The following is a 3,596-nucleotide window of genomic DNA, read 5'->3' as shown; positions in this document are numbered from 1 at the left end:
CTCGCGCGGATGCCATGAACGGAGCCACCGTGTCGCCGACGACCGGGACGTGCAGTGCCAGCTCGACGTCTCGCACGGCCTGGAGACCGCGGGCCAGGTCGGTGACCGAGGCACGGCTGTCGCTGGCAACGGCCGCGATGGTGACCGTGTCGGCGAGGTCGAGGGCGAGCGCTCGGGCTCGTGGCCCGCGGACGGCCATGACGACCGGCGTGTGGGCGTCGGGGCCGTCCAGCTCCCGGAGCGCGGTCACGGTCTCGCGGGCTCGGGCGAGACGCTCTGTCGGTGACGCCACCGGCATACCCAGCTGTCGCAGCTCGTCCTCGATGCCGGGCCTCCCGGTGCCGATGCCCATCTCGAAGCGGCCCTCGGTCAGCACCGACATCGAGTGCGCCTCCCACGCGGTGCTCCAGGCGGGGCGCAGTGGTGAGGCGTAGACCCAGGTGCCGACACGCAGGTTCGTGCAGGCCGCTGCCATCGCGAGGGTGGGGGCAGGCGCCGGCTGCCAGTGCGGGACGTCGGGCATCAGCAGGGTGGAGACCCCGCTGTCGGCGATGCGTTGCAGCTGGTGCCTCCACGTCGCCATGTCAGTGAGCACCGGGGCAACGACTCCGAACCGAAACGGTCTGGTCATGTGGCGACTCCGATCGAAGGTCTGTGGCTTCTGCAGGGCCGCCGTCGCGCCCTGTCACCAGCACAACGAACGGGACGACCCGCATACGACGATGTCGTCCTCCTGGGCCGGGCACCAGAGGCAGACTGGCCGTAGAGGAAGGGAGCCGAGATGCCTGAGGTTGTGGTCGACTTCATCACGTCGCTCGACGGCTACGCGTCAGCCGAGGGCTGGCCGGGCTGGTGGGGTGTGGAGGGGCCCGAGTACCTCAGCTGGCTGGGCGAGAGTCCGGAGAACGACCACCTCGTTCTCATGGGGGCGAACACGTACCGGCTCATGCACTCCTTCACGAAGGAGGGTGAGCCGGGGACCGAGGTGCTCACAGGCATGGACAAGGTGGTCTTCTCCAGAACGCTGACCGAGCCGCTGGAGTGGGACAACTCGACCTTGGTCCCCGGCGACGCCATCGAGGCCGTGGGCAGGATGAGGCAGGACGGCGACCGGTCGATGCGCACGATCGGGAGCCTCGCCCTGTGCCGGTCCCTGCTCGAGGCCGGGCTCGTCGACCGGTTCCGGGTCGTGATGTTCCCCGTCATCACCGGAGCCACCGGTCGGGAGCGCATCTACGACGGGTATCCGGACGTCGCGCTCGACATGGTGGACAGCCGCACGTTCGACGGTCGGATCCAGCTGGTCGAGTACCTGCCGAGAGTGCTGGACGGCCCACCGGTCCCGCCTCCCAGCCCGCACTGAGAGTCCCGAAGTACCGTCGGCCGACAAGCCGTTCATGCCTGGGAGGACGCGTGTCGAAGAATCTAGTCGGCTTCGTGACCGCCGTCGCGCTGCTGGGGCTCAGCGGCTGCGGAGCAGGAGCGCCCGTCGACCCTGTGAGCTCCTCCGCCCTGCAGCCGGGCCCGACTCATCCGGGGACGGCACAGCCGGGCACGGCACAGCTGGCCCCGGTGCGGCCGGGGACGGTGACCAAGCTGCTGGTGTTCGTCGTCGAGAACCACTCGCTGGACCAGATGCGCCAAGAAATGCCCTTCACGGCGGCGCTGGGGAAGCAGTACGCGGTCGCGACGAGCTACCGGGCAGTGACCCACCCCTCCCTGCCCAACTACCTGGCGATCAGCGGCGGCAGCACGTTCGGCATCACCGACGACGACCCGCCCTCCAGCCACAGCACCGACGAGCCGTCGGTGTTCGGCCAGGCCCTGTCGCTGGGCAGGACGGCGAAGGTGTACGCCGAGGCGATGCCCGGCAACTGCGCAACCGAGAGCTCCGGCCGGTACGGCGTGAAGCACAACCCGTGGGCCTACCACCTGGGCGAGCGCTCCTCCTGCGCCAAGTACGACGTGCCGGCCACCGAGCTGAGCAAGGACGTCACCAACGGAGGGCTGCCCAACGCCGGCATGGTGGTTCCCGATCTGTGCAACGACGCCCACGACTGTGACCTCTCGGTCGCGGACCAGTGGCTCCGGACCCACGTCGGAATGGTGATGGCCGGGCCGGACTGGCGCAGCGGGCATCTGGCGATCGTGGTCACCGCCGATGAGGATGACCACAACCAGAACAACCTCGTCCTGACCGTCGTGGCCCACCCGTCCCTGCACGGCGCCGTCGTCACCAGGCCGCTGACGCACTACTCACTCGCGCGCCTCTACAGCGAGGTCCTCGGGGCCAAGCCGCTCGGCCACGCCGCCACTGCCCCGTCCATGGCCACGGCTTTCGGACTGAAGCTCTCGGGCCGCTGAGACCGGGGGCGCCTCACTCCCGGCTGAGACTTGCCGCGACGGCGAGCTCGTCGACGAGGTCGTTCATCTCGTGGCCGGAGTGACCCTTGACCCATTGGAAGGCGACGTCGCCGCGTTCCTCGACCGCCAGCACGAGCGGTTCCCACAGGTCACGGTTCGCGACCGGCTTCTTCGCCGAGGTGGTCCAGCCGCGCTTGAGCCACCCGTCCCACCACTTGTCGCGGAAGCAGTTCACGACGTACGTCGAGTCGCTGACCACGACCAGGGGCCCCGAGAGTGCGGTGACGGCCTCCAGCGCGGCGCGGATCTCCATCCGCTGGTTCGTGCTGGGTCGCTCCGAGCCGGAGGCGAAGCGGTCCCGGTCGATCGCCCACGCCCACCCGCCCGGTCCGGGGTTCCCCGAGCACGCGCCGTCGGTGTAGACGAACGTCGCTCCCTCGGGAGCAACCATCGCCGCCCTCGGTGCCCGGACCTTGCCCGCGGTCCGGCCGCGCGGCGCACCGGAGGTCGTCGACCGTGGCGCGGCCAGGCCCGGGAGCGCGAGGTCGTCCCGGCATACGGCGTGCGCCCAGCCCGTCGCGCTGCCGCCCGCGCCGACGATCTCGTCGCCCGCTCGGATCGGCGCCTCACAACGCGGGCAGCGTCCCGGAAACTTGGCCAGCACAGTTCTCCTCGAGGGTCGGTCGACGCGGTCACGGCGCGGGCTCCCTCGACGGTCGCCCACCCGATCCGCGGACCCGAGCGTAGTGACACCTTCGGACGACGCGAAGTCGACTCGAGATCCGGTGACGTGACTGCTGGTGCGCGCATGATGGGCGCATGGCCGAGGAGCCGACCGTCGATCCTGAGCAAGAGGTACCTCGGGGTGTCCCTTCGGGACAGGCGGGTTCGGCTGCGGCGTCCGAGACCTACCGGTGGCCCCTGGTCGCCCTCATCGCGGTGATCCTTCCGCAGGTCCTGGTGCCGGCGAAGCTGCGCGAGGGACCCCCGCTCGCGGTGCCCGTGATCGAAGGGGTCGTGGTGCTGATCCTCCTTGCCGTGGCGGCGAAGCCGGGACCCGTCCCACGGGCGGCTCGTCCGGTGGTCCTGTCCTTGGTCGCCGTCCTGATCGTGGCGAACACCGCCGCCGCGGCACGGCTGGTGGCGCTCGTGCTGCGACGCACTCCGCCGGGCGAGACGCCGCCCACCGCGACACAGCTCCTCGTCACGGCGGTCATCCTGCTCGCGACCAA

The 3,596-nt window shown here is 70.4% G+C and carries 4 protein-coding genes and 1 pseudogene; 3 read left to right on the top strand and 2 right to left on the bottom strand.

Annotated features, from left to right (window positions below; genetic code table 11):
- A partial coding sequence (locus ABD194_RS20955; RefSeq protein ID WP_343995147.1) for an LLM class flavin-dependent oxidoreductase occupies positions 1-631 on the bottom strand: 631 nt, incomplete at its 3' end.
- 150 nt (positions 632-781) lie between these two features.
- On the opposite strand from ABD194_RS20955, the gene ABD194_RS20950 reads away from it, so the two are divergent.
- Together ABD194_RS20950 and ABD194_RS20945 are read left to right on the top strand one after the other, a co-directional pair.
- Entirely contained in the window at positions 782-1,363 is a 582-nt protein-coding gene (locus ABD194_RS20950; RefSeq protein WP_343995145.1) for a dihydrofolate reductase family protein, read from the top strand.
- A gap of 50 nt (positions 1,364-1,413) precedes the next feature.
- Positions 1,414-2,364 carry an alkaline phosphatase family protein gene (locus tag ABD194_RS20945; RefSeq protein ID WP_343995143.1) on the top strand — a complete coding sequence of 317 codons (951 nt, stop codon included), beginning with the start codon at positions 1,414-1,416 and terminating at the stop codon, positions 2,362-2,364.
- A 13-nt stretch (positions 2,365-2,377) separates the two neighbouring features.
- Here ABD194_RS20945 and ABD194_RS20940 read toward each other — a convergent pair whose 3' ends face one another.
- Positions 2,378-3,028 (bottom strand): ribonuclease H family protein, encoded by a 651-nt coding sequence (locus ABD194_RS20940; RefSeq protein ID WP_343995141.1) that lies wholly within the window; start codon positions 3,026-3,028, stop codon positions 2,378-2,380.
- A 275-nt stretch (positions 3,029-3,303) separates the two neighbouring features.
- Between ABD194_RS20940 and ABD194_RS20935 the strand changes: the two are divergent.
- A pseudogene (locus ABD194_RS20935) lies at positions 3,304-3,596 on the top strand (hypothetical protein); the annotation flags it as partial.

The organism is Terrabacter terrae (genome assembly GCF_039529575.1).
Lineage (GTDB): Bacteria > Actinomycetota > Actinomycetes > Actinomycetales > Dermatophilaceae > Terrabacter > Terrabacter terrae.
The sequence above is the reverse complement of the archived record's forward strand: the minus strand, read 5'-3'. Positions and strand labels throughout refer to the sequence as shown.